We start from the raw sequence: 26,755 nt of genomic DNA, 5'->3' as shown, positions 1-26,755 counted from the left end.
CTCCAGGAGCTCCGGGAGGAGGGCCGCGTGCGCTTCACCGGCCTCACCGACTACCGCGTGTCGAACTACCCGGAGATGATGGAGGCCATGCGCACCGGCCTCTACGACACCATCCAGATCCCCTACCACGTGGGCGAGACGGCCTGCCGGAAAGCGATCCTCCCTCTCGCCCGGGAGCTGAACCTGGGGGTGATCGGTATGACGCCCATCTCTCCCATCTTCGGGCGGGGCAAGCTCATCGGCGCGCTGCGGGGGAAAGACCTCTCCTTCCTGGAGCCTCATGGCGTCCGCACCCCAGGCCAGGCCCTGCTCAAGTACGTCCTCTCGGACCCGGCCGTCTCGGCCGTCATCCCGGCCACGAGCAGGCTCGAGCGCGTGGCCGAGAACGCGGCCGCCGCCGAGGGAGGGCCCCTCCCGCCCGGCGCCCTCCGGCGGCTCGAACGCCTCATCGGCTGAGCCGGGGCGGGGATCATGCGCTACCGCGTCCTGGGCCGCACCGGCCTCTCCGTCAGCTCGGTGGGGATGGGCACCCTCGAATCCTTCGACGTGCCGCCGGGGCCGGAGGAAGACCGCTGCCGCCGGCTCGTGGACGAGGCCCTCGCCCGCGGCTGCAACTTCTTCGACACCGCCCCCGCCTACGGCGCCTCGGAGCGCGTCCTGGGGCTCGCCCTCGCCGGGCGCCGCGCGGGCGTCCTCCTGGCCACCAAGGTGCGCGAGACCAGCGCCCCGGCCGCCCGGGCGAGCATCGAGCGCTCCTTCGAGCGCCTGCGCACGGACGTGATCGATCTCCTCCAGGTGCACAACATGGCGGGCTGGCGGGAGGTGCTTCCGGTGCTGGAGGAATACCGGGAGAGGGGGCGGGTCCGCTTCCTCGGGCTCACCTACTACGAGCGCGAGAGCGAGGCCGAGGCGCTGGCCGGGATGCGCACCGGCCGCTTCGACGCCGTCCAGGTGCCCTTCTGGCTGGGGGAGACCTCGTGCCGGGAGCGGGTGCTGCCCCTGGCGGCGGGGATGAACCTCGGCGTCATCGCCATGCGGCCCATCGCCCGCGCCTGGCGCGAGCTGGCGCGGCGCCGCGGCCGCTCGGGCCCCTGGGCGCGGCTGCGGTACGCCTTGAGCCGCGCCGGCTACGGGAGCTTCCATCCCCTCGGCAAGAAGGAGGCGCGCGCCCTCGCCGCCCTGGAGGCCGGGACGCTCGCCCAGGCCCTCATCCGCTACGTCCTCTCCGACCCGAGGGTGTCCACCGTCGTCCCCGCCACCCGCCGCCCCGGGCGCGCCGCCGAGAACGCCGCTGCCGGGGACATGGGGCCCCTCCCGCCGGAGGCGGCGAGGGAGTTGGAGAAGTTGCTGGGGTAGTTGGTCAATGGACGGATTTGTCTGTAGGGGCGGGTTTCAAACCCGCCCCTACGGAACGAACCGCCCTGCTGGCATTTGCTCCCCCTCACGCCCTCGCGAAGCGCTGGCCGTCCCGGGATCCCGGCCAGGGCGTCCGAGAGGGCCTTCCAGTCCACGTTCGAAACGATCGAACCTCCGTCCATTCGCAGCATGGGGAGACGAAAAATCCGCGCCAGGGGGGCTTTGTAGCAAAGACGGAGAACCATGACAAGATTAGCCATAGATATTGGCGAACCATTCCACTTGGCGGTAAGCGGGCTATGAACCAATTCAAGGGGGTTGTGCTATCCTGATCCGAAAAAGATGCTGTGATATGCCGCTAGGCAGGTGGCAAGCGATTGGATGCGAACGGGTTGACACGCCTTCGGCAAGAAATCCTGCGGCGTGTTGTGGGGTCAGAAAACTGAACTTCGCATCGTTGGCGGACGAGTCGAATTGTTGTTAGGCCGCGCGATACGCAGACAGGTGATCAGTGAGAACACTGTTTACAATTCACGCGGGTGAGTACTTGGTGGCGTCCGAAATCGAGCGGCGTTTTCGACGAACCAACGTATGGGTACCGTCGAGGGACACAGGAGTCGATCTTCTCGTAACGGACCGCCGCAGCCGGCGAACGCTCTCTCTCCAAGTGAAGTTCTCGAAGGACTTCCTGGCGACTCACATGGATCCTGCTTTTCAGAAGCAGCTCAGAGCGTGCGGGTGGTGGACAATCGACCGGAGCAAGCTCGCCAAGTCGCCAGCGGACTATTGGGTCTTCGTTCTCCAGGGATTCGCCAATCGAACCGTTGATTTCGTCATCGTGCCGCCGCGCGAACTGGCGAAACGGCTTGCATCAATCCACGGACGTGACAAAAAGGTCCACACCTACCTGTGGGTCACCGAGGGTCGGCGCTGCTGGGAGACTCGAGGCATGCGGAAGACCGATCAGCTTCTTCTGGCCCACGGTGAGTACATCAACCGGAAGAGGGATTTCACGCCTTGGCTCAACAATTGGGATCCCATTCTCCGACTGAATCGTGGTTAGTTATCGCCGCGTCTAGCGAGGCCGTTGAGATGACGGTGCTGCGCGCCTCCCGCTAATGCCAAGCCGTTGAGCGCCAGCAGTAGCCAGATACTCAGCTGTGAGAGCCCTGAAGCGCCAGAGAGTCGACCGAATGCGCTGGGATTTGATCGTGAACGAGAAGCATCCGGCAATGAAAGGGCGCGAATCGGCCGTCAAGTCGGCGCTTGAAAGTCCTGACGAAGTGCGGCGGAGCAAAACCGACGGTTCCGTTTTGTTGTTTTATAAAGCCGAAGCCTTGAAACGGTGGGTCTGTGCAGTGACAAAACGGTCGGATGGGGAAGGGTTTCTGATCACCGCATACCCCACGGACGCAATCAAGGAAGGGATCAAGATATGGCCGAAGTGAAGGTATTTTACGACAAGGCGGGCAACACGCTCACCGTCTGGTTCGCCGATCCGAGCCAGGAGCACGTCTCGGAGGAAACCGGCGACGAGGTTATCCTGATGAAGGATGGCGCGGGCAAAGTGATCGGTTTCGAGAAACTCAACTTCACGGCGCCCCATCCCGATCTGCTTCGTCTTTCGTTTGAAACGACACCGGCCTGAACCGGCTGGCCAAGCCGCCGCGGGAACCAGCCGCTGCAAAGCGCATCGGCCCAGGGCGGATCCTTCGCTCCACTTCTCTGCCCTGCACGCCTATACCACCCACCCGCCCCACTCCGCGTAGCGCTCCCGGACCCTCCCCCGGGGCAGGCTGAGGACCGGAGATTTCGGGCGCCGCGGCAAAGTTCCGGCGAGGGAGCGGAACTCCTACCACCACCCCCCCACCAACAGCGCAAACAGGGCGATTCCTCCCAGGGTGACGGCCCAGGCGGCGGCGTGGAGGAAGGGGAAGGTGTAGCAGCGGTAGCGGTTCGCCTCGGTGGAGATGGCCTGGATCTCGACGTAGGGGACGGGGGAGCGCCGGTACCAGCCGGTCACCTCCACGTCGAGGCCGGGGAGCTTGCGCCAGCGCGTGAGCCCGAAGAGGAACTCCCAGACGCGCAGCGGCTGGCTGTAGTCGAGGAAGATGATCCCGGTGTCGTCCCGCATGATGAAGTCCTCGGACCAGATGAGCCCGGGCACCCCGCGGCCGATCACCCGGCCCGCGAGGACGCAGGGGATGCCGCGCACGCCGGACACCTTCACGTTGCGTAGCAGGGCCGAGACGGTGGTGCGTGGGAAGAACTTCCGGGGGTAGAGCAGGGAGAGCTTGACGAGCCAGCTCACCCCCGCCATCGCCAGGGCCAGCCCGTAGAGCCATTTCTCGCCGGTATGGAAGGCGGCCAGGCACAGCCCCACGAGCATGAGGGTGGGGAGCCACATGGCCGCGAGATCCTCCAGGAAGTCGTCCCAGTAGCTCTCGGGCTTCCAGAGGTTGAAGGTGATGAAGGGCTCCTGGCCCATCCAGGCCGCCAGCTCGCTCATCCGGCCGATGCGCTTGGCCACGAGGGGATGGGTCGAGGCGAGCTCGTAGTACCGGGCCCAGGGGTTCCAGAGGTCCCACCGCATGGCGCCGAGGAGGGCCTCCTTGTCGATGGCGGCCCGCCCGCCCGCGCCGGCCTGCGCGGCGCCAGCCCGCGCGGTGGAATAGGAGGCCACCGCGAAGGCCTTGGCGATGCCGGCGTCGAAGATGCCCAGCGCTCCCACCGCCTCGAGGCCGGGCCGGCGGTCCTCCTCCTTCCCGGCCTCCCCCTTCGGCGCCTGGCCGGCCAAGCCGTAGGCGATCTTCACCAGGGCCGTCGAGACGTCGTTGGGCCGGCCCGTGACCTGCCCGGCGAAGCGGTCGGCGTGGTACTCCCGCACGCGGGAGAAGAAGAGCACCACGAACTCGGAGGCGATGTAGAGGATGTAGGCCGCGGCCACGAAGACGAGGCGGTAGGCTCCCCCCCGGTCGTCCCCCCCGCTCGAGCGGAGCATGGTGCGGTAGATGTAGTAGAGGACGAGGGGGGCGAGCTGGGCGATGGTCATCAGGAGGATGTCCCAGTGCCTGGCGTGGCCCATCTCGTGGGCGACGACGGCCTCGAGCTCCCCCGGGTCCAGGATGCCGATGAGGCCCCGGGTGAGCACGATCCGGGCGTTCCGGGGCGTATGGCCGTAGGTGAAGGCGTTGGGGGCGCCGTCGTTGATGATGCCGAACTGGGGGAAGGCGAGCCCCTTCTCGTCGCACGCCTTCCGGACGAACTCCGCGAGGTGCGGGGGGAGGTCGAAGGAGGTGACCCAGGTGCCCTGGAAGATGAGGGCCAGGAGCCAGTCCATGAGGAACGGCGCCAGGACGAACTGGAAGCACACGGCGATGAACCCGGCGCCGAGCACGAGGCCGGGCGGAAGCTTGTAGTACTCGGCCGCCGCGATGAGGACCAGGGCGGCCAGCGCGTAGAGGCCGCCCAGGACGAGGCCGGACTGGACGAAGAGGTTGGGCAGCCGGGCGAGCCGGGGCACGGCCCGGGCCGCGGGGCCGTGGGAGCCCTCCCGCGCCGGGGCCCGGGTGGCGAGCGCGGCGAGGTGGCGGTCGATCTCCCCGATCTTCTCTAGCTCCCCGGCGTCGAGCCAGAAGCCCCGGGTGTCCGGGCAGGCGTCGAGGGTGAGCCTCCCCCCGAGGAGGGGCACCTCCCGCATGGGCTTGCCCGTCTTGGGGCTGAGGCGCTCGCCGGATTTCTCCTGGGGCTTGGCCTGCATGAGGGCCCGGGCGAGGGTGATGCGGTCCGGGGTGAAGTTGAATATCTCGCCCTCGTCGAGCCAGACGCCGCCGCACTGGGTGCAGCGGTCCACTTCGACGCCCTGGGCGGTCGTGGCGGGCTGGAGGGTCTCCGAGGCGCAGGCGGGGCATCTCATGGCGGCGGCTCCCGCGGAAGGGTCGGGCGTTCGCTCCTCGTCAGCTTATCGGATAGAGCCGCTCGGGCTTGAGCCGGCAGACGAGCCTTTTGTCCTTCTTCATGGCCTGGAGGTACTCCTCCAGGTCGTCCGGGTCCTTTCCGGCGATATGGCGGTAGAGGGTGAGGTTCCTTTGGCCGTCCGGGTCCTCGACGAGCTCCGCCCGGCCCTCGGCGCACAGGTAGGGATGCCAGGACCCCTCGGGGAAGGCGCACAGGGTGGCGCGGGGGTCGCGGCGGAGGTTCCGGGTCTTGACCCGGTCCCGGGTCATGGAGATCTCGATGGCCTCCCCCATGAGGCCGAAGACGACGGGGGTGGGGTGGGGCCGGCCGTCCGGGAGTAGGGTGGCCAGCACCCCGTGCTTGCATCGCTGGAGGAAGGCGAGGGCTTCGGCGCGGTTCATGGGCGGGGCCTCCTGGCGGGGTTCTCAGGCGGGGGGCGGAGCGGCGGCTTGGCCCGCTCCCGGCGATGGACTACCCTAATACAACCGCCTGGGCGCCGAAAGCCGCCGGGGGTCAGGGGAATGGGACCCATCCTCACGCTTTTTTCCCGCTTCAGCCTGCCGCGTTATCGCCGGAACCGGAATTCCGGGCGGCGTTCCCCCGCCGCGCTCCGCCTCGCGCGCTGGGCGGCGCTCGCGTGGCTGCTCGCGGCCGCGCCCGGAGCGGTGGTGGAGGGCGCGCCCGCCGCGGGCGTTGAGGGCGCGCCTCTCGAGGGCGCCCTGCACGGGTTCCCCGCCATGCGGAGCCTGGACGGGAAGAAGCTCGCCGATGGGGATTTCGCCCAATGGATCGAGGGCGGCCGGCTCCACATCCGGATACTCTACGAGTTCGGAGAGGGGAGGCGGGTCGAGGAGAGGGCGGCCTTCCGGCAGAGCCCCGAGCTCGTCCAGGAGGAGTGGTCGCTCCGCGAGATGAGGGGGGGAGAACTCTACCGCCACTTCGAGGTGGACTTCCGCTCGGGCGCCGCCTCCGCCAAGAAGCGCGAAGAGGGCGGGCTGAGGGAGTGGACCGGGAAGCTCGAGCTCGTCGAGGGCCGCGCCTTCGCGGGCTTCGGCTTCACCATGGCCCTCAAGGCTCTCCGGGAGCGCCTCATGCGGGGGGAGCGGGTGGAGCTGCGGGCCGCCGCCTTCACGCCGAAGCCCCGGCTGGTGGAGGTGGAGCTCCGGCACGGCGGGCTCGATCGGATGCGCATGGGGGGCCGGCTGCTGAGGGGGGATCGCTTCATCGTCCACGCGAAGATTCCCTGGATCGCCACCCTTTTCGTGGACGCCCCCGACCACCGGATCTGGCTCACGAACCCCGCGCCCGCGGGCTTCCTGCGCTGGGAGGGCCCGCTCGCCGAGCCGGGCGATCCCGTCATCCGCGTCGACCTGCTTCCGGGCGGGGAGAGCGGAGCGGCGGAGCCGATTCGCTGAGGAGGCCGGTTGGTAGTGGGTGAGTTTGGCGATTTTGCGTCATGCCGAACGCGGCAATCCCTCACCCCCATCCCCTCTCCCAAGGGGAGAGGGGCGCGGAGGCCGCGAATGCCGATGAATGGGCCGCTTCTCCCTCTCCCTCTGGGAGAGGGCCGGGGTGAGGGGGGGCCGGCGGTGGAGGCCCGCTGGCAAACCGGCCCTCCACCGCCGGTTGGCCTTCTCCCGGCGATGGATTACCCTGCCCCGTCGCCCGAGAGGGTGAAGCGCGCGCCGGAGGCCCGGGGAGAGGGGAATGAAGCCGATCTTCAACCTCGAGGTGCTGAGCGCGCTGCCGCGCACCCTCCAGCGCTGGGAGTGGGAGCGCCTGGAAGGGGGGCTCGTGGTCCTCGGGGGATTCGTCCTGTTCGTGGGCGAGCCCCCGAGCCGCACCTTCCGCCTGGAGGTGGAGATGTACGGGGCGGGCGGCGCCTTGATCGGCACCTCCACCGCCCGCCTCGACCCGGGCGCGTCGGGGTGGCTGCCCGTCTCCCCGGTGCGCGCCGAGTTCGTCACGGAGGAGGAGCCTCCCTACCGCCTCCGCGTCCAGTTCGTGAGCGAAGGCCTCCCCCGCTCCCGCCAGGAGCTCATGAAATCCGCCGAGAGCCAGATACGCCCGTGGGTGCGCCGAGAGCTGCCGTCGTCCTCCTGAGCGGGGGCATGGACTCCGCCGTGGCCCTGGCCTGCGCCCGGGCGGAGGGCCTCGCCTGCCACGCCCTCTCCTTCGACTACGGCCAGCGCCACAGGATGGAGCTCGAGGCCGCGCGCCGGGTGGCCGGCGCCCTCGGGGCGACGAGCCACGCCACCGCCCAGATCGACCTGCGCGCCATCGGGGGGAGCGCCTTGACCGGGGACGCCGAGGTGCCCAAGGACCGAGGCCGCATCGGGGAGGGGATCCCCGTCACCTACGTCCCGGCCCGGAACACCGTCTTCCTGAGCTTCGCGCTGGCCCTGGCCGAGGTGCGGGGGGCGGAGGACATCTTCATCGGGGTGAACGCCCTCGACTACTCGGGCTACCCGGACTGCCGGCCCGAGTACATCGCGGCCTTCGAGCGCATGGCCCGGCTCGCCACCAAGGCCGGGGTGGAGGGGAGGCCGCTCTCGATCCGCACCCCCCTCATCGCCCTGCCCAAGGCCGGGATCATCCGCAAGGGGCTGGAACTGGGCGTGGACTTCGCGCTCACCCACTCCTGCTACGACCCGCTCGCCCCCGGGCGCCCCTGCGGGCGCTGCGACGCCTGCCTCCTCCGCCGGAGGGGCTTCGCCGAGGCGGGGGTGGCGGACCCGCTGCCGTATCCGGGGTGAGGGGGGCGGACGACTTCCCCTCATCCGTTTCGGAAAATCTTCGCCGGGCATTGATCCATCCGCGCAAACCCCTTGTCCGCAATCCCCTTCCGCGGTTGACACCGCCCACCGGAGACGATACGCACTCCATTCGGACGCTCCCAAAGCCCGTTTTCTGATTTCCCGGACGGTTTCCGGGCGCTTCTTCCCAGGATGGAGAGACGATGCAATATCCGTTCACCGACGAGCAACTCGCCCTGGCCCAGCTCACCAAGGACTTCATGGAGAAGGAGGTGGTGCCCGCCGCGGCCGAGCTGGACCGCAAGCCCGACCCGCGGGACTGCTACCCGGCGGAGCTCATCCGCAAGGCCTCCAAGCTGGGCCTCCGCACCCTCGTGGTCCCCGAGGCCTACGGCGGCATCGGCGCCGACACCCCGACCAAGACGCTCTGCCTGTGGACCGGGGCGCAGATCGAGATCGGCACCATCAAGTGCCTCTCCCAGTGCTGGAAGGTGTCGAACGTCCTCTTCAAGATGGGCAACGAGGATCAGAAGCAGCGGTGGGGCAAGGCCTTCGTCGAGGACGACGACTTCGTCGGCGCCATCCTCATGACCGAGCCCGACTACGGCTCGGACAACCTGCTGCGCCAGCCCGATCCGAAGCTCGGCCTCAAGATGTCGGCCGTGAAGGACGGCGACTACTGGGTGCTGAACGGCGCCAAGCGCTTCAACTCCCTCTCCCCCTGGGCCAAGGTGCTCATCGTCTTCGTCCGCACCGACCCCACGAAGCCCGTCCACCAGGGCTCGAGCGTCTTCCTCGTCCCGGGCGACGCCGAGGGCCTCACCCACGGCCAGGTGCACGACAAGCTCGGCTACCGGCTCTACCCGAACGGCGAGACCTTCTTCGACAACGTGCGCGTGCACGAGCGCGACATGCTGGGCCCCCTGAACGGGGGCTACGCCACCCAGGCCGCCATCTTCCGGGGCAGCGCCGAGCTCCCCGCCTGCAACACCGGCATCTGCCGCGGGCTGTGGAGCTTTTGCCACCGGCACGCCAAGGACCGCGTCCAGGGCGGCGTGCCCATCATCGAGCACCCGACCGTCCGCCACATGCTGGCCGAGATGCTCATGAACATCGAGGTGGCCGAGCAGTTCATGTGGCGCATCTGCTGGGGCGTGGAGAACGACGAGTCCTACAACACCCGCATGACCCGCTACGGCAAGGTGTTCAGCGACCAGGTGGCCATGAAGACCATCTACCTCGCCACCGACATCCTCGCCGGCATCGGCATCATGAAGGAGTCGCCCTCCGAGAAGATGATCCGCGACCTCATCACCTTCCTGCACGGGGACGGCACCGACTCCATGACCCTCCTGCGGGCGGCCCAGACGATGGACCAGCCGCTCTAGGACGGCCACTGGCAAGGCGGCCGGCAGGCGTCTCCGGAAGCGTTGAAACCGTAGGGGCAGGCCCCTCATCCCGAATCGGCGGGCCGATTCGGGGACCCGAAAAGATGGCCTGCCCCGTGGAAGGGGCGGCCACAGGGGGCCGCCCCTGCCGGACATTTCAGATGAGGACACCCCATGGACCTGATGCTGAACGGCAAGGTGGCGATCGTCTCGGGCGGGAGCAAGGGCATCGGCCTCCACATCGCCCGCGACCTGGCCGCCGAGGGCTGCCGCGTGATGGTGGGCGCCCGGGGCGAGAAGGACCTCAACCAGGCCGTCCAGGACATCAACGCCCAGGGGAAGGGCAAGGCCGCGGGCTTCGCCGGGGACGTGACGAAGCCGGGCGTCCCCGAGGCGCTCCTGAAGAAGGCGCTGGAGGCCTTCGGCGGGGTGGACATCCTCGTCAACAACGTGGGAGGGAGCGACCCCAAGCCCCTCCTCGAAACCACGGACGAGGACTGGCGCCACGTCTTCGGCCTCAACCTCTACCACGCCGTGGCGCTCTCGCGCCTCGCCATCCCCGAGATGAAGAAGCGCGGCGGGGGCGCCATCCTCAACATCGCCTCCATCGCCGGGCGCGAGTCGGGCTCGGCCATGACCTACAATTCCTCCAAAGCCGCCCTCATCAGCTTCTCCAAGGCGCTGGCCCAGCAGGTGGCGAAGGACAACATCCGGGTGAACTCCCTCGCCCCCGGCAGCATCCTCTTCCCGGGCGGGGTCTGGGATCGGCGCATCGCGGCCGCCCCGGACGGCCTCAAGGGCTGGATCGCCTCCGCCATGCCCTTCGGCCGCATGGGCCGGCCCGAGGAGGTCTCGGCCGTGGCCGTCTTCATGGTGAGCCCGCGCGCCAGCCTCGTGCATGGCGCCTGCTGGAACGTGGACGGCTGCCAGAGCCGGTCGAATATCTAAGAAGAGAGGCGTTGGCCTTGGTGTCATTCTGAACCCTGCGCTTGCGCTCAGGACAGGCTCCACGAAGCGGAGTGAAGAATCTCGGTTTGCCTTTTGAGAATCAACACCGAGATTCTTCGCTGCGCTCAGAATGACAGCGGAAACCCTGGCACGGGGGGCTGCCCCCGCGGGTATGATCATGTTGGCCACCTGTAGGGGCGAATCTTGTATTCGCCCCGTGGGCGGGATGGGGGGCGAACACGAGGTTCGCCCCTACGGAATCGGCCGGTCACATCTGTAGGGGCGGCGTTTTTGCCGTCATGCTGAGCGCAGCGAAGCATCTGCTTTTGTTTTGACGCCAGAGCCAGAAGCGGATTCTTCGCTCCCCATGGTCGCTCAGAATGACGGGTGGAGGGTATCCCCATGGACCTCATGCTCCAGGGCAAGGCCGCCATGATCTCCGGCGGGAGCCGGGGGCTGGGCTACCACATCGCGCGCGGGCTGGCCGGGGAGGGCTGCCGGGTCGCGGTGGGCGCCCGGGGGGAGGCGCGCCTGAATGAGGCGGTGAAAGAGCTGAACGCCATCCGGGAGGGCTCCGCGGTCGGCTTCCAGGGGGACATCACCGCGCCGGGCGTCCCCGAGGCCTTCCTGAAAAGGACGCTGGAGGCCTTCGGCGGGGTGGACATTCTCGTCAACAACGCGGGCGGGGCGAGGCCGGGCGCGGTGGTAGACCTCACGGAGGAGGACTGGCGGGCCGCCTTCGGCACCAACCTCTTCCACGCCGTGGCGCTCTCGCGCCTCGCCATCCCGGAGATGAGGAAGCGGGGCGGGGGCTCCATCCTGAACGTGGCCTCCATCTACGGCCGGGAGGGGGGCGGCTCGGCCACCTACAACGCCTCCAAGGCCGCCCTCATCGGCTTCTCGAAGGCCCTGGCCCAGCAGGTGGCCAAGGACAACATCCGGGTGAACGCCATCGCCCCCGGCAGCATCCTCTTCCCGGGCGGGAGCTGGGACCGCCGGGTGAAGGAGGCCCCGGACGGCTTGAAGGGCTTCATCGACTCGGACCTCCCGCTCGGGCGCTTCGGCCGGCCCGAGGAGCTGGCCGCGGCGGCGGTGTTCATGGTGAGCCCCCGCGCCAGCCTCGTCCACGGCGCCTGCTGGGCCGTGGACGGGGGCCAGAGCCGATCGAATATTTGATACAGCAAGGGCCGGCGGCATGGCGGGTGTAGGGGCGGTTCGCGAACCGCCCCTACGGGCACCGGTTAATGATCCACCTGTAGGGGCGAATCTTGTATTCGCCCCGTGGCGGGGGGATGAGGGCGAGCACGAGGCCTTCGCCCTCCGTAGGAGGCTTCGGCCTCCGAAGGAGGGTCCGCCCCTACGGAATCGGCCGGCCACTCCTGCGACCGGCGCCCTACCGCCGCGCCTTCCCCCCCAGCGGCACGAGCCGCCAGCGGCCCCAGGCGACGAAGGCCGCGAGGAGCCCCACCACCGCCGAGATGAGCGCCCCCGCGATCTCGCCCCCCGCCAGCGTGACGCCCACCGCCCCGATCATGATGATCACCAGCCCGGCGGCGGCCAGGGGGGTCAGGCCCGTCCGGATGCCCAGGAGCCCGGGGAGGAGCAGGCCGAGCGCGCCGAGCACTTCCACCACCCCGATGAACCGCACGAAAAGACCCGGCAGCGTCACCGGCCCCGCCAGCTTTTCGAGCGGCAGGACCAGCTTCATCCCGCCCGCCCACAGGAAGAGAAGCGCGAGCAGCCCCTGAACGATCCACAGCGCGCGGTCCATGATGGGCCTCCTCCCGGGCGGCCCGCCGCTTGCGGCATGGGGGGCGCCCGCTGGGGTGGGGGATTCCTTTCCCCGGGCGTACGGCGCGGGCCGGGGCGGGCGGTGCGGCCCAAAGGCCCCCTCTTTTTTGGCCCTGCCCGGGATGCCCCCGGATTCTAATCCATGAGGTGAAAATGGCGGAACCAGCGCGAAATTGCGCGAAAATGGGGTAAATGGCTTTCCCGCCCGGGGGCGTATATTCACCGCCGGGGGCGCGCGGCCCAACCGCGGGGGGGGCGGTTTCCCGCTCACATGAAGCATCCCCCGCTCCTCTGGAAGCCTGAGCGTTCACCGATTTTCACGATATTTCACCGAATTTCACCTTTTAAAAAGGCAGGGATAAGGCGGGAAATGGACCGATTTTACAGGATTTTCTCGAATATCTTGGGATAAAACCAAAATTTCTTACGAGATCCGCCGCAGGGGCTCCTCGACCCGCAGGAGCCACTGCTGCTTGAGGGTGCTCTTGACCACCCGGGGGAGGCTGAAGCCGATGGGGATCATCCGGGGCTCGGCCAGGGGGCGGGCCAGGCGGGCCTCGGTGAGGGGAAGGCCGGCGATCTCGATCTTGGCGAGATGGGTCTCCCCCCATCCCAGCAGGCGGGCGGCCTCGAGGGTGCGCAGGCGGGCGGGGTCGAGCCCGGCGGCTTCGACCGCCACCCGGTCGAGGGCCACCGGGTCCTCGGAGGCCAGGAGCAGGCCCATGGGGCGGGGGACACCGTTCGCGGGGCCGTTCCCCTCCATGGCGAGCACCGCGTCCAGGAGGTGCAGGCGCGCCCCCAGGAGCCGGGCCGTCTCGACGAGCATGAGGGGGAAGTAGTCCTGGTAGTTCCCCGCCTTGAAGTGCCACCAGGCCTTGCGCTTGCCGGCCACGCAGCCGAAGAGGTTCTTCACGGCGCCCGTCATGTAGAGCTGGACATGGGTCTTGAGCTTGGGGAGGTTGATGAGGCCGCCGTTCTCGACCGCCTCGCGGGCGAGGACGAGGTGGTCGTACACCTGGCCCTTGGGGTTGGGGGTCTTCACGCCTCCGGCGAAGGGCGTGAGGGCGGCCCCTGTCTCCCGGCAGATGGCCGCGAGGCCCGCCGCCTCGGCGGAGGCCTCGAAGCCGCCCCAGGCGGGGCTGTCCCCGACGCGGAGCCTGAGATCGGGGGCAGCGGCGCGGAGCGCCCCGATGGCGGCGCGCAGCACCTCGGGATGGGTGGTGACGGCCCGCTCGGGCGGGGCGCCCTTCAGGAGGTTGGGCTTGAGGAGGAGGCGCTCCCCGGCCCGGGCGAAGCGGGCCGCGCCCCCCAGGAGCTCGAGGAGCCGGCCCACCGCCTCCTCGACGTGCGCGCGCTCGTAGCCCTCGCAGCGGACGGCGGCGACAAGGCTCATCCGCTAGCCATCCTTCTTGGCCGCCTCGATCTTCTGGTCGCGCTCGGCCTCGATGGCCTCCTTGTCCGCCTTGAGCTTCTCGCGGAGCTGCCCGAGCTTCTCGGCCAGCTCGGGCGGGAGCGCCCGCGACGCCATCTCCAGGGGGATTCCGCCGGTGAGCTTCATGGCCTCCTGCTGGAACATCACGTCCTTCTCGGCGGTCTTCCCCTCGTACACCTTCTTGAGCTTCTCGATCTCGGCCCGCTGGGCGGGCGAGAGCTTGGCCAGCTCCTCGCGGGCCTTGGCCCCGATGGCGGAGGTTTTCTCCATCGCCAGCTCGAGCGCGCTTTTCATGGCGGATCCTCCCACGCAGTCTAGGCTCGCATTGTAGGGAGCCCCCCGAGGCGGGGTCAATGAGGTGTTTCGGGGAGGGCAGCTCCGGCAGGAGGAATTTCGTCTGTAGGGGCAGGCCCCTCATCCCGAATCGGCGGGCCGATTCGGGGACCCGAAAAGATGGCCTGCCCCAGGGCGGCCACGGGGGGCCGCCCCTGCGATTGTCCGGTGCGTCCGCGGGAGCGGGTTTGAAACCCGCCCCCGCGGAAGCGGATGCCAGGGGATGAAATTTCGTAGGGGCGAGGCATGCCTCGCCCCTACGGACCCAGATGGCCCACCGGCCGGGAGGATGGGAAACGGGCAGGTCTGGTATAAGACAGGGACGCCCGATCCCGGAGCCCCCATGCGCGAGCCCACCTTCCAGGACGTCCTCGCCGCCCGCCGGCGCATCGCGCCCCACCTGCGCCCGACGCCCTTCCTGGAGATCCCGGCCCTCTCCCGGCGCACCGGGGGCCGCTTCCTGCTCAAGTTCGAGTCCATGCAGCCCATCGGCGCCTTCAAGGTGCGGGGGGGCGTGAACCTGGTTTCGGCCCTCTCCCCGGAGGAGCGGGCGCGGGGCCTCATCACCGCCTCGACGGGCAATCACGGCCAGTCCATCGCCTGGGCCGGGCGGGCCTTCGGCGCCCGGGTGCTCGTCGCCGCGCCCGAGGGCTCGAACCCGGACAAGATCGCCGCCATGCGGGCGCTGGGGGCGGAGGTCGTCTTGAAGGGCCGGGACTTCGACGACGCCCGCGAGTGGTGCGAGGCCCAGGCGGGGGAGCGGGGGATGCGCTACGTTCACTCGGCGAACGAGCCCCTGCTCATCGCCGGGGTGGCCACCCAGGCCCTGGAGATGCTGGAGGAGGAGCCGGGGCTCGACTTGCTGCTCGTGCCCCTCGGGGGCGGGAGCGGGGTGTGCGGCTCGGCCCTCGCGGCCAAGACGGTGAACCCGGCCGTCCGCGTCATCGGGGTCCAGGCGGCGGGGGCCCCGGCCTTCCACGAGAGCTTCCGGGCCGGGGCGCCGCGCCCCCAGCCCTCGCCCCGGACCTTCGCCGACGGCCTCGCCACGCGCTTCCCCTACGAGCTCACTTTCCAGATGCTCCAGCGGTGGGTGGACGACGTGGTGCTCGTGACGGAGGAGGAGATGTGCGGGGCCATCCGCCTCCTCGCCTTCGAGGCGCGGGCGGTCGCCGAGGGGGCGGGGGCCGCCTCGACCGCCGCCGCCCTCAAGCTGGACCTCGGGGGGAAGACGGTGGGCGCCGTCCTGAGCGGGCGCAACATCACGGGCGAGATGCTGCGCGTCATCCTCTCGGGCGGCGTCCCGCCCGCGGCGGGGGGATGAGGGGATGGGCGCCGTGAAGTACACCCTCCGCCCCTCCCGCCCCGCCGAGGCGGGGCGGGACGCGCGCTACGTCGAGGTGGCCCTCAACGTCCCCCAGCTCGACACCCTGACCTACCGCGCCTCCCCCGCCCTCGCGGGGCGGCTCGCGCCCGGCCTCAGGGTGTGGGTGCCGTTGGGCTCGCGCAAGGTGACGGGCTACGTCGCCGCGCCGCCCGCCGGGGCTCCCCCCGCCGGGCTCGACCCCAAGAACTTGAAGGACATCATCGAGACGCTGGAGGACGAGCCCCTCATCGGCCCGGAGATGCTGGAGCTGACGCGCTGGATCGCCTCCTACTACTGCTGCGGCTGGGGGGAGGCCATCCGGGCCGCGCTGCCCGGCCTCCCCGAGCGGCGGGTCCAGACCCGCTTCCGCCTGACCGAGGAGGGCCGGCGCGAGGCCGTCCTCGAGGCGGCGGGGCTGGGCCTCCCGGGCATGGAGGCGGGCGGGAGCCCGCGCGCGCGCCTGCTCGCGGGGCTGCGCAAGGGCCCCCGCACCGGGGACGCCCTCGCGGCGGCGCTGGGCCGGGGGGCGCGGGCCGAGCTGGAGCGCCTGGAGGCGGCGGGCCTGGCCGAGCGGGTAACCGAGGAGAAGGAGGGCGCCGCGCCCCTCACCATCCGGATGGCCCGGCTCCTCGCTCCGCTCCCTCCCGGGGAGATGGAGAAGCTCCGCAAGAAGGCCCCCCGCCAGTCCGCCGCCCTGGAGGCGCTCGCGGCGGCGCCGGAGGGCCGGATGCCGCTGCGGGAGCTGGAGGCGGCCGCGCCCGGCGCGCGGGCGGCCTGCGCCGCCCTGGCGAAGCGGGGGGCGGTGCGCCTCGAGGAGGACGTGGTACCTCCCGGAGCCCCCGCCCCGGGCGAGGGTGAGGAGGCCCCATCCTCTCCGCCCATCCTCAATCCAGCGCAGCGGGACGCCTTCGAGGCCGTGGCGGGGGACCTTCGCGAGGGGAAGTTCTCCGTCACCCTCCTGCACGGGGTGACGGGGAGCGGCAAGACCGAGGTGTATCTGCGCCTCGCGGAGGAGGCCGCGCGCATGGGCCGGGGCTCCCTCGTCCTCGTGCCCGAGATCGGCTTGACGCCCCAGCTCCTCGGGCGCTTCCGGGCCCGGTTCGGGGACCGCGCCGCCTGCCTCCACAGCGCCTACCCCGAGCGGCGGCGGGAGGGGGAGTGGCGGCGGGCCTGGAAGGGGGAGGCCTCCGTCGTGGTGGGCACGCGCTCGGCGGTCTTCGCCCCGGTGAGGAGCCTCGGCTTCATCGCCGTGGACGAGGAGCACGACGCTTCCTACAAGCAGGAGGAGTCCCCCCGCTACCACGCCCGCGACGCCGCCATCGTGCGGGCGCGGCGCCTGGGCGTCCCGGTGGTGCTCGGCTCGGCCACTCCCTCGGTCGAGAGCTACCACAACGCGCGGCAGGGGAAGTACCGCCTGAAGGAGCTCCCCGCGCGCCCCGGGGGGCGGCCCCTGCCCGGGGTGCGGGTGGTGGACCTCCGCAAGGAGCCGGGGAAGGACGCGAGGACGCCGCTCCTCCTCGGCGCCGATCTCTCCCGGGCCATCCGCGAGCGACTGGAGAGGGGGGAGCAGGCGCTCCTCTTCCTCAACCGCCGGGGGTTCTCCTCCATCCTCCTCTGCCGTGACTGCGGCGCGGCGGTCGAGTGTCCGAACTGCTCCGCGCCCTTGACCTTCCACCGCGAGGGAGGGGGCCGGCTGCGCTGCCACCTCTGCGACGCCGAGTCCCGGCCGCCCGGCCTGTGCCCCGCGTGCGGGAGCGGGCGGGTGGGCTACTTCGGCCTGGGCACCGAGCGGGTGGAGGAGGCGGCCCGGGCGCGCTTCCCGGAGGCGCGCCTGGTGCGCATGGACCGCGACACCGTGAAGAAGCCGGGGGACTACGACCGCCTCCTCGCCTCGGTGCGGCGCGGGGAGGCGGACGTGCTCATCGGCACCCAGATGGCGGCCAAGGGGCACGATTTCCCGAGGGTGACCCTCGTCGGGGTGGTGCTGGCCGACGTGGGGCTCCACCTGCCCGACTTCCGGGCCTCGGAGCGCACCTTCCAGCTCCTGACCCAGGTCGCGGGCCGGGCCGGGCGGGCGGAGCTGCCGGGGGAGGCGGTCATCCAGACCTTCCGCCCCGAGCACTACGCCGTGGCCTGCGCCCGGGAGCACGATTACGCCGGCTTCTACGCCAAGGAGATCGCGGCCCGGGAGCGGGCGGGCTATCCCCCCTTCCGCAGGCTCGCGCGGCTGCGCTTCGAGGCGAAGGAGGAGGCGGCGGCCGCCCGCGCCGGTGAGTGGAGCCGCCGCTTCCTGGAGAAGCAGGGCGCCCGCCCGGCGGGGGCGGGAGGGGAAGTCGAGTTCCTGGGGCCCGCGCCCGCGCCCCTGGAGCGTGTGCGGGGGCTGTGGCGGCGGCACATGCTCCTCAAGAGCCGCACCTCGGGCCGGCTGGGCGAGGCGGTGCGCGCCCTGATGGAGGCGTTCGGGCGGGAGAAGGCGCCGCGCTCCGTCCAGCTCATCGTGGACGTGGACCCACAGAATTTGCTGTGAGGGGAGGAAGCCTAGGGCAATTTGACGGGCAGCTCGTGGGCCTCGCAGGAGAGGTCCTCGGGCCGGGCCGTTTCGTCCGGCAGGGGGAAGGAGACGGAGCGGGTCTCGGCGTAGCCGGGCGGGAGGCCGCCCCCCAGGTGGTTGGAGAAGTAGAGGTTGAGGTGCCGGCGGCGGTCGGTGACGCCGGGGGGGACGCACTCGACCTTGACCGAGGAGAGCACCGCCTCCGAGTCGTTCGTGTAGGTCACGTCGGCGTGGCCGGTCAGGCCTTCCCTCCGGAAGTTGGCGGCGCTCACCCCGGCCCAGGCGCCCCCGGGCAGGGCGGCGGCCAGCAGGGCGGCGGCGAGAATCCGGCGGGGCCGCATCGGGTCGTCCTCCTCTCCGGCGATTATACTCCGGCGCGGCATTCGGTTCTCGGGGAGCGGGGCGCGTGGTATCGTGCCCGCATCCCGTCACGAACGATTTTCGAGGAGGAGAGGATGAGCCACACCCCGGTCAAGACCGCCCTCGTGGGCATCGGCTGGTGGTCCACCCCCATCGGGACGGCCGTGAAGAACAGCTCCAGGCTGGAGATCGCCGCGTGCTTCACGCGCAATCCCGGGAAGCGCGCCGCCTTCGCGAAGTCGCACGGCTGCGCCGAGGCGGGGAGCTTCGAGGAGATTTTGAAAGACAAGTCCATCGAGGGCATATTGATCACGACGCCGAACAGCGCCCACGCCGGGCAGATCCAGGCCGCGCTCCGGGCCGGGAAGCACGTCTGGGTGGAGAAGCCCCTCACCAACACCCTGGCCGAGGCCGGGCCGGTGCTGGAGGCCTGGCGCGCCTCGGGGAAGGTGCTCGCCGTGGGCCACTGCTACCGCCGGGCGGCCGGCCACCGCGTGATGCGCCGGATGATGGACGAGGGGGCCGTGGGGCGCCCGCTCTGGGCGGAGGCCGCCTTCACCAACCCGGCGGGCCTCACCATGGGCCCGGACCGCTGGCGCTTCTTCCGGGCCGAGTGCCCGGGCGGGCCGCTGATGCAGATGGGGGTCCACCACTGCGACACGCTTAATTACCTGATGGGCCGCCCGGTCCGCGTCACCGGGGTGCACAAGAGGTTGGCCACGCCGGCCGAGATCGACGACGTGACGATGACCATCGTCGAGCACGAGGGGGGCGGGCTCTCCTCCATCGCGTGCAGCTTCGTGACCTCGGGGGCGTACTCCGTGCGCGTCCACGGGACGGAGGGCATCCTCGCGCTCGAGATGCACCGGGAGAACACCACCCTCGCCGAGCGGACGAACCAGGAGACGGTCCTCACTCTCCAGCCCAAGGGGAAGGCGGGCTTCGTGCCGGTGGTCCTGCCCCAGATGACGGAGATGATCCAGGACGAGCTGGAGGAGTTCGCGGACTGCGTGCGGACCGGGAAGGCGCCCGAGACGGGGCCGGAGGAGGGCCTTTACGCCCTGGCCCTGGTGGAGGGCTCCTGCCTCTCGGCCGGGACGGGGCGCCCGGTGGAGATCCGGGACCTGCTGAAGGGCTTGGCTGCCTGAAGGCTCCCGTGCCCGCTCAACCTCCCCCTCCCTCCGGGAGGGGGCAGGGGGAGGGAAGCGGCTCGGCGGCATTCCCCCACCCAGCCCTCCCCCGGAGGAGGAGGGAAAAAAACCCGCAGGAGCGTGAATTTGGTGTAAAGATGCATCTGCCCAGGCGGTTATTTTCTCGGGCCCTCGCCGCGCGCCCCCCGCCCGGCCCTCAGTTCGCCCGCCGGGCGACGATTTTCTGGCTCGACCCGCCGGCGCTGACGATGCCCTCGATGGCGTCCTTGCCCACCACTTTGCCGTCGAAGCGCATGGTGCCGCCGCCCCGCACGGGAGCTTCGAAGGTGAGGCGGTCCCCTTTGATCAGCCCGTAGCGGATGGGGGCCCCCGGCCCGCCGCCGCTCAGATTCCCCGATACCTTCTGGTACCGCTGCTCGATCTGGAGCTGGTAGCCGTTCCCGTCCATCTCCCATTTCCAGCTGCCCTCGACCTTGGCCGGGACGGTCCAGGCGTAGAGGGTCGCCTTCCCCACGTGTTCGGTTTCGTCCGGCTCCCAGTCCCCCATGTCGAACTGGTGCGAGACCACGCGCGTGCCGGGCCTCAGTTCGTTCAGGATGCGCGGCCTGAGGTCGATGTTGATGCGCGTGAGCAGGTACATGGTCACGACGGTCGCCTCGCTGAAGTCGACCTTGAAGACGTTCCCTTCGATGAACTGGACGCGGTCGCTCACGCCGGCGGCCTTGGCGTTCGCGATGCCCTCCTGGACGCGCACCGGGTCCAGGTCAACGCCGATGCCCTTGCGCGCCTTGAAGTCGCGCACCGCCGAGATGACGATCCGGCCGTCGCCGGAGCCCAGGTCGTAGACGACGTCCGAGGGCTTCACCTCGGCCATCTCGAGCATCCTCTTGACGGCATCCTCGGGCGTCGGGACGAAGTGGATGTCGAGGGCCGGGCCGGGGGCGGCGGCGGCGCCGAACGGCAGGGCGGCCAGCGCGGCGAGCAGGACCAGGACGGACGGGACGAGCCGGATTCTCCGTTTCATGCGCAGGCTCCTTTCGGGAGAGTCGCCGCCATCAAGCGGCGGTTGTCGTTTCCGCGGGCGCCGGCCGTCTGCGCGCCCAGGCGAGAAAGGGAATCCCAAGGATGAGCACGCCCACCCCGACGAGCGCCCCCGCCCCCGTGTAGTTCAGGCTGGAGTACAGCAGATAGGCGCTGGTGAGGCAGAAGAGGGCCGGGGTGACCGGGTAGAGCGGCACGCGGAAGGGGCGCTCGGCGCCGGGCTCGCGCCTGCGCAGGACGAACAGCGAGATGGCCGTCAGCAGGAAGAAGAGCCAGAAGACGGGGGAGAGATAGTCCACCACCAGCTCGATGTTCCGGCGGCTGAAGGCGCCCAGCAGGACCAGCGTCAGCGCGATCGCCCCCTGCACCAGGAGCGCCCGCACCGGCGCCCCTCCCCCGGAGCTCCAGTGGGAGAGGAAGCCGAACGCCGGGAAGTCGCGGCCCAAGGCGAAGTTCGTCCGGGCGCCGGTCAGTACGGTGACGTTCAGCGACGCCAGGACGATCGCCAGGATGAGGAAGGACATGAAGACGACCCCCGCCTCGCCGAAGATCCCGCGCATGAAATCGCTCGCCAGCGCCTTGGACCCCGCCACCCCGGAGACCCCCAGCACCCGGAGGTAGGCGAAGTTCACGGCCACGTAGAACAGGGTGATCACGCCCAGGCCGAGGAGGAGTCCCCGTACCATGTTGCGCGGGCCGTCCTTCACCTCGGCGGAGACGTAGGCCGCCTCGTTCCAGCCGCCGTAGGTGAGGAGGATGAAGATCATCGCGAGGCCCACGCCGGAGGGCGTGGCGGCCGGGGCGGAGGCGCGCCCGGCCGGCGCCGCGGGCGTCAGGAACGCGCCTCCGATCACGCACAGGAGGCCCAGGATGGTCGCCGCGAACAGGAGGTTCTGGACGAGCTTCGTCTGCCGGATGCCGATCAAGTTGACGGCGGTCAGGAACAGGATGGCCGCGACGGCGTAGAGGGATGTCCCGTGCGGCCCGAGGGGAAGAAGCTGCGCGGCGTAGTCGCCGAAGATGTAGGCGAGCAGGGCGATGCTCCCCGTCTGCACCACCGTCATCCGGGCCCAGGCGAACATGAACCCGCAGTCGCGCCCGTAGGCTCGGGTGAGGAAATGATACTCCCCGCCGGGATGGGGATAGGCGGTCGCGAGCTCGGCGATGCAGAGGGCGCCCACGATGGAGATGAGGCCGCCCGCCGCCCACGCCGTCAGGATGGCCGCCTCGCCGCCCAGCTGAGAGGCGACCAGGCTCGGCAGCCGGAAAATGCCCGCCCCGATCACGATGCCCACGATAATGGAAACCGTGTCGAACAGAGACAGGACTCTCCGGGGCTTATTCATGCCGGATCAGGCGCCGGGGCGGGCGGGGAGGGTCGGAAACGGGACGGAAGCGCATGGGGCCGGCCAGGGGGAGAGGCAATCTCCCTCCGGCCCCAGCATGTGCCAGGGCTGGCTCGCGGCGGCCTGCATAGACTTCCACGGCCTCGGAACGATGAGGAGAAGCGGCGGGTTCACGGCGGGAACCCAGCCTCCATTCTGAAGGTCCAAGGGCGCCGAATCAATCCGAATAAGACCCGAACCGGAATCCCGGACGGAAGCATCGTTTTTGGCGGCGCGGGCGGAGCCGCACGCTCGCAGGCCTCATCCCCTCAAACACGCGCCGCGCGCAAAACGCTCCTCGAATCCGGGGGCCGGCCGGGGGAGGCGTGGATTTCCGGATGCCGCGAGGGAGGAAGGCGTGGTGGGCCGTGCTGGATTCGAACCAGCGACTTCCACCGTGTGAGGATGGCACTCTTCCGCTGAGTTAACGGCCCAAGCTCCAAGCGCTTTATCATAACGCCCGGCGGGGTTCAAGCCGGGAAGGGGGGGGCGGGGCCTGGGTTTACGGGGGAACGGCCTTTCGTTATATTGCCCCCGCTCCCGGGGCGGTTCATCCGCCCGTTCATGGCCTTTCGCGGAGGAAGAAGCGCGACATGCCCGAGTTGACGCACAACGGGGTGAGATACATCCTGGAGCCCCGCCGGCACGACCTGTACGGCCCCGGCGGGGACCTCTACATGACCGAGCCGGACGGGAGCCGGCCGCCCGAGCCCATCGCCTTCATCCCCGGCAAGGACGCGGACACCGCGGCCCTGTTCGCCCAGCAGTGGCTCAAGGTCGCCTTCCCGGCCGAGGCTCCGGCCAAGGCGAAGAAGAAATAGCCTCTCCGCCCCGGACGCGCGCTTGACGCATCCCGAGACCGTCTCCACCCCCCGGGCGCCGGCACCCACGGGGCCCTTCGCCCAGGCCCGCCGGGCCGGGAACCTCCTCTTCATCGCCGGGCAGCGGGGCATCGTCCCGGCCACCGGGGAACTCACCGAACCACGCATCGAGGCCCGCGCGCGGCAGGCGCTCGAGAATCTCAAGGCCATCGCCGAGGCGGCCGGGGCCTCGATGGCCGGCTTCCTCACCACCACGGTCTACGTCACCGACATGAAGGCCCACCGGCCGGCCGTGAACCGCCTGTTCGAGGAATATTTCGGGAAGGATCTTCCCGCCCGCACCATCGTCGAGGTCCGCGCCCTCAACCAGGACGACATCGTCGAGATCGAGGCGGTGGTGCTGATTCCTGGATAGCGGTTCGCCAATCTCAAGGCGCATTTGAATTTTCTCCTCCCTTCCGGGAGGGGGTAGGGGGAGGGAGATGCCCCTGGCGGTGCTCCCCCACTGTGCAACCTGCCACATGGGTGACAGATCAGACCGGGCACATGGGTGGCACTTTACTCCACCGGTTCTTGGGTCCTCCCCGGAGGGGGAGGGAGAAGAGATTCCATTCCCGATAGGCAAAGCGGTGTCCGCCGCGCCATTGCGTCCGTAGATCACGAAAAAAAGGGCCCCGTCTCCGGGGCCCCTTTGGTTTCTAACGCCGCGGCTCAGGCGCTCTGCTTCTGCTTCTCCAGGAGCTCCCGCTTGAGGCGGGCCACCTCCTGGCGCACCTCCTCGATCACGTCCTGCCCCCAGAAGATCTTCCCCCGCACGGCGAAGGAGGGGATGCCGAAGATGCCGAGGCTCTTCCCCTGGGCGCGCTGGCTGTGCAGGAGGGCGAGGTAGCGCTGCCCGGCCACCACCTTCTTGATCTCCGCCCCGTCCAGCCCGACCTCCTCGCCCAGCTTGGCGAGAACGTCCGGGCTCTCCAGGTCCAGATCCTCCACCCAGCGCGCCTTGTACACCCGGTCGCGGAACTCGCGGAGCTTCCCCCGCTCCCGGGCGTAGTAGGTGGCGAGGTGGGCGCTGGTGGTGCGGAGGTTCTTCCCGGCGGGGCCGATGGGCACCCCGTACTTCTGCGCCAGGGGCTTGTGGACCTTCTCGTAGTTCTCGAGCCGCTTTTCGGGGGTATAGGGCGCGAACGGGGCGCCGGGGGGCCGCCCTTCCCAGCTCACCCACTCCACCTTCACGTCGGGATCCTTCTCCAGGATCGGGGAGCCACCCACGGTGGCCACGTAGCAGTAGGGTCAGGTGAAGTCGGAGTACTTGACGACGATGATGGGTTCTTCCAGCTGGCTCATCCGCTCCTCCTCGAAGGGGCTCCAAAGGCGGGCAGGGGCCTTCCCGCCGCCGGGTGGGGCCGCCGCGCGCCTGTCCGGATTCCCGGTTTATACCACCTCGGCCCGGTCGTGGTCGATGGGGTCGATGCCCCCCGGGTCCACCCAGATGCCGCGCTCGCGCATGTAGGCGGCCGCCCGGGCGATGTCCGCCTCCGAGCCGTCGATCTCGCAGACCTGCCAGCCGGACTCGGTACTCACGTCCCCCTGGATGATGTTGATGGCGATGGGGAACTTCCGCCCCAGCTCCCAGAGGACGGGCTTGCGCACCTCGTCCCTCGGGAAGGTGAAGACGAACCGGCGGGTCCCGGCGGGGACGGGGAGGGCGCCCAGGCCGACGGGGCCGCCCCGCTCCACGCGGCGGAGGAAGTCGCCGACGATGCGGGTGAGCTGATCGTACTGCACCAGAAAGGCGTCGTGCCCGTAGGTGGACTCCACCGTGTGGAGCTCGACCTCGCGCCCCAGGCGCTGCAGCGCCTCGGCGATCTGGATGCTGCACTGGGGCGGGTAGAGCCAGTCCGAGATGAAGCACACGAGCATGCACTTCGTCCGGAGGCGCTCCAGCGAGGCCTCCAGGCTCGGCCAGCCCGCGGCGGAGTCGTAGAGGTCCATCATGCGCGAGAGGTAGATGTAGGAGTTGGCGTCGAAGCGGTCGACGAACTTCCCCCCCTGGTGCTCCAGGTAGCTCTCCACCTCGAAGCGCGCGTTCACGTCCTCGAGGAGCCGCCCCTCGTCCCGCACCCGCCGGCCGAACTTGTGCCCCATGATGACGCCGCTCAGGTAGGTGATGTGGCCGATCATGCGCGCCACGCTCAGGCCTTGCTTGGGTCCCGCGCCGGGGGGGTAGTCGCCGCCCATCCAGTTGTTGTCGGCCATGATGGCCGAGCGGCCGATCTTGTCCCAGGCGATCCCCATCGGGGTGAGCCGCGCCGCCCCCGCCACGGGGATGATGGAGTCGCAGAAGGCGCTGTAGCGCAGCCCCCACTCCAGGGTCTGCATCCCCGCGAGGGAGCCCCCCACCACCGTCCGCAGCCGCTTCACCCCCAGCGCGTCCAGGAGGAGCTTCTGGAGGCGGACGGTGTCCTCCACCGTCACGACCGGAAAACGCATCCCGAAGGGCCGGCCCGTGGCCGGGTCGGTGGAGGCGGGGCCGGTGGTGCCCGAGCAGCCGCCCAGGTTGTTCGTGCAGACGACGAAGTACCGGGCCGTGTCGAGGGCCTTGCCCGGGCCGATCATGGGGTCCCACCAGCCGGGGCGGGGATCGTCCGGGGCGTGGCAGCCGGCCGCGTGGGCGTCGCCCGTCAGGGCATGGATGATCAGGACGGCGTTGTCGCCCGCGGCGTTCAGGCGGCCGTAGGTCTCATAGGCTACGGTCACCTCGCCGAGCGTCCGCCCCGACTCGGTGCGGAAGGGCCCGGGGAGCGTATAGCGCTTCGTCTCCACCAGGCCGACGGAGCCCGGCTGGAGATGGGGGGCGGGCGTGCTCATGCGCGTGGTCTTCCTCTCGCGGGGCAGGCGAGCTTCGCAAAGTTCGGCTTCTAGCACAGGGGTCCGGCAGGGACAAGGCCCGGGGGGAGGGAGGGGCTCGGGCCGGCCTCTACGCGAACGGACGACAGAGGGTGATTTTCGTAGGGGCGGTTCGCGAACCGCCCCTACGCCGGCCTGACCTGCACCGGCTCGGCAGGGGAGCGGCCTTCGGCCGCGCCGCCCGTCCTCCACCGCGGCGGCGTTCCCGGGCCCCGCGGCCGTGGAGGAGGGTTGTTGCTGGTGCGGGAATGGATCCGCGCCGGGCGCCTTGTCCCCGCCGGGGGCCCTTGCTAAAGTGGCCCGGCGCCGGCTCCAGGGGCGCGTGAACCTCCATCCGTCGGTTTTTCTTCCCGGCCCGGCCCGGGTATCCCTTGGCACCCTCCATCCCGTCGCCCCGGCCCCGGCCGCGGCGAGCGAGGCGGCTCCATGATCATCCGGCCCGTGCGCGAAGGCGTGCAGCTCATCCATCAGCACGATCACGCGCGCGCGGCGGGCACCCTGGTCCGCCGCTGGCAGGGCACCCCCTCCCTCCCCGCCCTTCCAACGGCCCTGCTCGACTCCCTGTTTTTCGCCGCCGACAACCACGACGTCGGCTGGTGCCGCCTCGACAGCGCCCCCCGCATCGACCTGGCGACGGGCCTGCCCCAGAGCTTCTTCGCCGCGACGGCGGAGGAGGCGGTCTCCACCTGGACCGAGGGCATCCGTTTCTGCGAGGCGCACAGCCCCTTTTCGGGCTACCTCGTGAGCCTCCATTTCACCTCGCTGGCGGAGGCGGCGCTCCCCGGCGCGCCCGAGGAGGACCTGGCCCTGCTGGACCGCTTCGCCGAGGAGGAGCGCGAGCGCCGGAAGGCGTTGCTCAGGGAAAGCAGCCCCCAAGAGGCCTCCCTGAAGGACGAGGCGGCACGGCTCCTCCGGGTGTGTGATACCCTTTCCCTGATCGCGTGCCGGGCGCCCGAGATATCGCCCCCCCCGGGGGAGGTCCAGTTCCTGACGCGGGGCGGGATGAAGATCTGCCTGACCCGCGAGGGAGCCCTGGAGATCGCCCCCTGGCCGTTCCAGGCCGCGGCGATGCAGCTCTTGTTCCCGGGCTTCACCCTTCCTCCGGCCCGCTACGAGAGCCAGATCGAGCTGGACGAGGCGCTCCGCCAGGCCGAGCCGGCCATATTCGAAACCCGGCTGGCGCCGCTGGCTGAATAGGCGGAAGGTTCAACCCTT

Annotated in this window: 26 protein-coding genes and 1 tRNA gene; 16 read left to right on the top strand and 11 right to left on the bottom strand. The window is 70.2% G+C overall.

Features of this window, described 5'->3' with window-relative positions:
- From HYZ11_08580 to HYZ11_08560, 5 genes are all read left to right on the top strand, one after another.
- A partial coding sequence (locus tag HYZ11_08580; protein ID MBI3127642.1) for an aldo/keto reductase occupies window positions 1–456 on the top strand: 456 nt, incomplete at its 5' end.
- Window positions 457–471: 15 nt separating this feature from the next.
- Window positions 472–1,356, top strand: coding sequence for an aldo/keto reductase (locus HYZ11_08575; protein MBI3127641.1), 885 nt, complete (start codon window positions 472–474; stop codon window positions 1,354–1,356).
- Between the two features lie 550 nt (window positions 1,357–1,906).
- The gene (locus tag HYZ11_08570; GenBank protein MBI3127640.1) at window positions 1,907–2,419 is read left to right on the top strand and encodes a hypothetical protein; all 513 of its coding nucleotides are present in this window, start codon (window positions 1,907–1,909) and stop codon (window positions 2,417–2,419) included.
- 130 nt (window positions 2,420–2,549) lie between these two features.
- The gene (locus HYZ11_08565) at window positions 2,550–2,804 is read left to right on the top strand and encodes a hypothetical protein (protein MBI3127639.1); all 255 of its coding nucleotides are present in this window, start codon (window positions 2,550–2,552) and stop codon (window positions 2,802–2,804) included.
- A complete protein-coding gene (locus HYZ11_08560) occupies window positions 2,792–3,004 on the top strand; it encodes a DUF2283 domain-containing protein (protein MBI3127638.1) in 213 nt (70 codons plus the stop codon). The genes HYZ11_08565 and HYZ11_08560 overlap by 13 nt, the downstream gene beginning before the upstream one ends.
- A 204-nt stretch (window positions 3,005–3,208) precedes the next feature.
- Here the strand turns inward: HYZ11_08560 and HYZ11_08555 are convergent, their stop codons facing one another.
- Both HYZ11_08555 and HYZ11_08550 read right to left on the bottom strand, forming a co-directional pair.
- Entirely contained in the window at window positions 3,209–5,272 is a 2,064-nt protein-coding gene (locus tag HYZ11_08555) for a M48 family metalloprotease (protein ID MBI3127637.1), read from the bottom strand.
- A gap of 40 nt (window positions 5,273–5,312) precedes the next feature.
- Window positions 5,313–5,714 (bottom strand): PPOX class F420-dependent oxidoreductase, encoded by a 402-nt coding sequence (locus HYZ11_08550; GenBank protein MBI3127636.1) that lies wholly within the window; start codon window positions 5,712–5,714, stop codon window positions 5,313–5,315.
- 120 nt (window positions 5,715–5,834) lie between these two features.
- On the opposite strand from HYZ11_08550, the gene HYZ11_08545 reads away from it, so the two are divergent.
- From HYZ11_08545 to HYZ11_08525, 5 genes are all read left to right on the top strand, one after another.
- The gene (locus HYZ11_08545) at window positions 5,835–6,728 is read left to right on the top strand and encodes a hypothetical protein (GenBank protein ID MBI3127635.1); all 894 of its coding nucleotides are present in this window, start codon (window positions 5,835–5,837) and stop codon (window positions 6,726–6,728) included.
- Between the two features lie 228 nt (window positions 6,729–6,956).
- Entirely contained in the window at window positions 6,957–8,069 is a 1,113-nt protein-coding gene (gene queC, locus HYZ11_08540; protein ID MBI3127634.1) for a 7-cyano-7-deazaguanine synthase QueC, read from the top strand.
- A gap of 203 nt (window positions 8,070–8,272) precedes the next feature.
- Window positions 8,273–9,457: an acyl-CoA/acyl-ACP dehydrogenase gene (locus tag HYZ11_08535; GenBank protein MBI3127633.1), complete on the top strand. Its 1,185-nt coding sequence runs from the start codon at window positions 8,273–8,275 to the stop codon at window positions 9,455–9,457.
- A gap of 174 nt (window positions 9,458–9,631) precedes the next feature.
- Entirely contained in the window at window positions 9,632–10,405 is a 774-nt protein-coding gene (locus HYZ11_08530; GenBank protein MBI3127632.1) for an SDR family oxidoreductase, read from the top strand.
- 402 nt (window positions 10,406–10,807) lie between these two features.
- Entirely contained in the window at window positions 10,808–11,581 is a 774-nt protein-coding gene (locus HYZ11_08525; GenBank protein MBI3127631.1) for an SDR family oxidoreductase, read from the top strand.
- Window positions 11,582–11,798: 217 nt separating this feature from the next.
- Here the strand turns inward: HYZ11_08525 and HYZ11_08520 are convergent, their stop codons facing one another.
- The 3 genes from HYZ11_08520 to HYZ11_08510 all read right to left on the bottom strand — a co-directional run bounded on the left by HYZ11_08520 (window position 11,799) and on the right by HYZ11_08510 (window position 13,922).
- A complete protein-coding gene (locus HYZ11_08520; GenBank protein MBI3127630.1) occupies window positions 11,799–12,176 on the bottom strand; it encodes a DoxX family protein in 378 nt (125 codons plus the stop codon).
- Between the two features lie 444 nt (window positions 12,177–12,620).
- Entirely contained in the window at window positions 12,621–13,589 is a 969-nt protein-coding gene (locus HYZ11_08515) for a DUF362 domain-containing protein (GenBank protein ID MBI3127629.1), read from the bottom strand.
- A 3-nt stretch (window positions 13,590–13,592) separates the two neighbouring features.
- Window positions 13,593–13,922, bottom strand: coding sequence for a hypothetical protein (locus HYZ11_08510; protein MBI3127628.1), 330 nt, complete (start codon window positions 13,920–13,922; stop codon window positions 13,593–13,595).
- 382 nt (window positions 13,923–14,304) lie between these two features.
- Between HYZ11_08510 and HYZ11_08505 the strand changes: the two genes are divergently transcribed.
- Window positions 14,305–15,282, top strand: a complete 978-nt coding sequence (locus HYZ11_08505; GenBank protein ID MBI3127627.1) for a threonine/serine dehydratase — start codon at window positions 14,305–14,307, stop codon at window positions 15,280–15,282.
- A gap of 4 nt (window positions 15,283–15,286) precedes the next feature.
- Window positions 15,287–17,851, top strand: coding sequence for a primosomal protein N' (gene priA, locus HYZ11_08500; protein ID MBI3127626.1), 2,565 nt, complete (start codon window positions 15,287–15,289; stop codon window positions 17,849–17,851).
- Window positions 17,852–17,862: 11 nt separating this feature from the next.
- Here priA and HYZ11_08495 read toward each other — a convergent pair whose 3' ends face one another.
- On the bottom strand, window positions 17,863–18,216 hold the full coding sequence (locus HYZ11_08495) for a hypothetical protein (GenBank protein ID MBI3127625.1): 354 nt from the start codon (window positions 18,214–18,216) through the stop codon (window positions 17,863–17,865).
- Between the two features lie 114 nt (window positions 18,217–18,330).
- Here HYZ11_08495 and HYZ11_08490 point away from each other — a divergent pair, with 114 nt between their 5' ends.
- Complete coding sequence (locus tag HYZ11_08490) at window positions 18,331–19,383, top strand: Gfo/Idh/MocA family oxidoreductase (GenBank protein MBI3127624.1); 1,053 nt, start codon at window positions 18,331–18,333, stop codon at window positions 19,381–19,383.
- 199 nt (window positions 19,384–19,582) lie between these two features.
- Here HYZ11_08490 and HYZ11_08485 read toward each other — a convergent pair whose 3' ends face one another.
- The 3 genes from HYZ11_08485 to HYZ11_08475 form a co-directional block, all read right to left on the bottom strand.
- Entirely contained in the window at window positions 19,583–20,410 is an 828-nt protein-coding gene (locus HYZ11_08485; GenBank protein ID MBI3127623.1) for a class I SAM-dependent methyltransferase, read from the bottom strand.
- Window positions 20,411–20,441: 31 nt separating this feature from the next.
- Window positions 20,442–21,773, bottom strand: coding sequence for an amino acid permease (locus tag HYZ11_08480; protein MBI3127622.1), 1,332 nt, complete (start codon window positions 21,771–21,773; stop codon window positions 20,442–20,444).
- A gap of 398 nt (window positions 21,774–22,171) precedes the next feature.
- A tRNA-Val gene (locus tag HYZ11_08475) sits at window positions 22,172–22,246 on the bottom strand.
- Between the two features lie 159 nt (window positions 22,247–22,405).
- On the opposite strand from HYZ11_08475, the gene HYZ11_08470 reads away from it, so the two are divergent.
- On the top strand, window positions 22,406–22,633 hold the full coding sequence (locus HYZ11_08470; protein MBI3127621.1) for a hypothetical protein: 228 nt from the start codon (window positions 22,406–22,408) through the stop codon (window positions 22,631–22,633).
- Between the two features lie 22 nt (window positions 22,634–22,655).
- Window positions 22,656–23,048, top strand: a complete 393-nt coding sequence (locus tag HYZ11_08465; protein MBI3127620.1) for a hypothetical protein — start codon at window positions 22,656–22,658, stop codon at window positions 23,046–23,048.
- A 296-nt stretch (window positions 23,049–23,344) separates the two neighbouring features.
- On the opposite strand, the gene HYZ11_08460 is transcribed toward HYZ11_08465, so the two are convergent.
- Window positions 23,345–23,911 (bottom strand): DsbA family protein, encoded by a 567-nt coding sequence (locus HYZ11_08460; GenBank protein MBI3127619.1) that lies wholly within the window; start codon window positions 23,909–23,911, stop codon window positions 23,345–23,347.
- A 153-nt stretch (window positions 23,912–24,064) separates the two neighbouring features.
- Window positions 24,065–25,501, bottom strand: a complete 1,437-nt coding sequence (locus HYZ11_08455) for a homoserine O-acetyltransferase (GenBank protein MBI3127618.1) — start codon at window positions 25,499–25,501, stop codon at window positions 24,065–24,067.
- A 465-nt stretch (window positions 25,502–25,966) separates the two neighbouring features.
- Between HYZ11_08455 and HYZ11_08450 the strand changes: the two genes are divergently transcribed.
- Window positions 25,967–26,737, top strand: coding sequence for a DUF3891 family protein (locus HYZ11_08450; protein ID MBI3127617.1), 771 nt, complete (start codon window positions 25,967–25,969; stop codon window positions 26,735–26,737).
- Window positions 26,738–26,755 lie beyond the last annotated feature (18 nt).

Source organism: Candidatus Tectomicrobia bacterium (assembly GCA_016192135.1).
Lineage (GTDB): Bacteria > UBA8248 > UBA8248 > UBA8248 > UBA8248 > 2-12-FULL-69-37.
Note: the sequence above shows the minus strand (reverse complement) of the source record. Positions and strands in the feature narration are given on the sequence as shown.

Excerpts from the sequence above, each read along its gene's own strand:
- HYZ11_08575 (MBI3127641.1), top strand. The coding sequence starts at position 472 with ATGCGCTACCGCGTCCTGGGCCGCACCGGCCTCTCCGTCAGCTCGGTG.
- HYZ11_08565 (MBI3127639.1), top strand. The coding sequence starts at position 2,550 with ATGCGCTGGGATTTGATCGTGAACGAGAAGCATCCGGCAATGAAAGGG.
- HYZ11_08560 (MBI3127638.1), top strand. The coding sequence starts at position 2,792 with ATGGCCGAAGTGAAGGTATTTTACGACAAGGCGGGCAACACGCTCACC.
- HYZ11_08555 (MBI3127637.1), bottom strand. The coding sequence starts at position 5,272 with ATGAGATGCCCCGCCTGCGCCTCGGAGACCCTCCAGCCCGCCACGACC.
- HYZ11_08550 (MBI3127636.1), bottom strand. The coding sequence starts at position 5,714 with ATGAACCGCGCCGAAGCCCTCGCCTTCCTCCAGCGATGCAAGCACGGG.
- HYZ11_08545 (MBI3127635.1), top strand. The coding sequence starts at position 5,835 with ATGGGACCCATCCTCACGCTTTTTTCCCGCTTCAGCCTGCCGCGTTAT.
- queC (MBI3127634.1), top strand. The coding sequence starts at position 6,957 with ATGGATTACCCTGCCCCGTCGCCCGAGAGGGTGAAGCGCGCGCCGGAG.
- HYZ11_08535 (MBI3127633.1), top strand. The coding sequence starts at position 8,273 with ATGCAATATCCGTTCACCGACGAGCAACTCGCCCTGGCCCAGCTCACC.
- HYZ11_08530 (MBI3127632.1), top strand. The coding sequence starts at position 9,632 with ATGGACCTGATGCTGAACGGCAAGGTGGCGATCGTCTCGGGCGGGAGC.
- HYZ11_08525 (MBI3127631.1), top strand. The coding sequence starts at position 10,808 with ATGGACCTCATGCTCCAGGGCAAGGCCGCCATGATCTCCGGCGGGAGC.
- HYZ11_08520 (MBI3127630.1), bottom strand. The coding sequence starts at position 12,176 with ATGGACCGCGCGCTGTGGATCGTTCAGGGGCTGCTCGCGCTTCTCTTC.
- HYZ11_08515 (MBI3127629.1), bottom strand. The coding sequence starts at position 13,589 with ATGAGCCTTGTCGCCGCCGTCCGCTGCGAGGGCTACGAGCGCGCGCAC.
- HYZ11_08510 (MBI3127628.1), bottom strand. The coding sequence starts at position 13,922 with ATGAAAAGCGCGCTCGAGCTGGCGATGGAGAAAACCTCCGCCATCGGG.
- HYZ11_08505 (MBI3127627.1), top strand. The coding sequence starts at position 14,305 with ATGCGCGAGCCCACCTTCCAGGACGTCCTCGCCGCCCGCCGGCGCATC.
- priA (MBI3127626.1), top strand. The coding sequence starts at position 15,287 with ATGGGCGCCGTGAAGTACACCCTCCGCCCCTCCCGCCCCGCCGAGGCG.
- HYZ11_08495 (MBI3127625.1), bottom strand. The coding sequence starts at position 18,216 with ATGCGGCCCCGCCGGATTCTCGCCGCCGCCCTGCTGGCCGCCGCCCTG.
- HYZ11_08490 (MBI3127624.1), top strand. The coding sequence starts at position 18,331 with ATGAGCCACACCCCGGTCAAGACCGCCCTCGTGGGCATCGGCTGGTGG.
- HYZ11_08485 (MBI3127623.1), bottom strand. The coding sequence starts at position 20,410 with ATGAAACGGAGAATCCGGCTCGTCCCGTCCGTCCTGGTCCTGCTCGCC.
- HYZ11_08480 (MBI3127622.1), bottom strand. The coding sequence starts at position 21,773 with ATGAATAAGCCCCGGAGAGTCCTGTCTCTGTTCGACACGGTTTCCATT.
- HYZ11_08470 (MBI3127621.1), top strand. The coding sequence starts at position 22,406 with ATGCCCGAGTTGACGCACAACGGGGTGAGATACATCCTGGAGCCCCGC.
- HYZ11_08455 (MBI3127618.1), bottom strand. The coding sequence starts at position 25,501 with ATGAGCACGCCCGCCCCCCATCTCCAGCCGGGCTCCGTCGGCCTGGTG.
- HYZ11_08450 (MBI3127617.1), top strand. The coding sequence starts at position 25,967 with ATGATCATCCGGCCCGTGCGCGAAGGCGTGCAGCTCATCCATCAGCAC.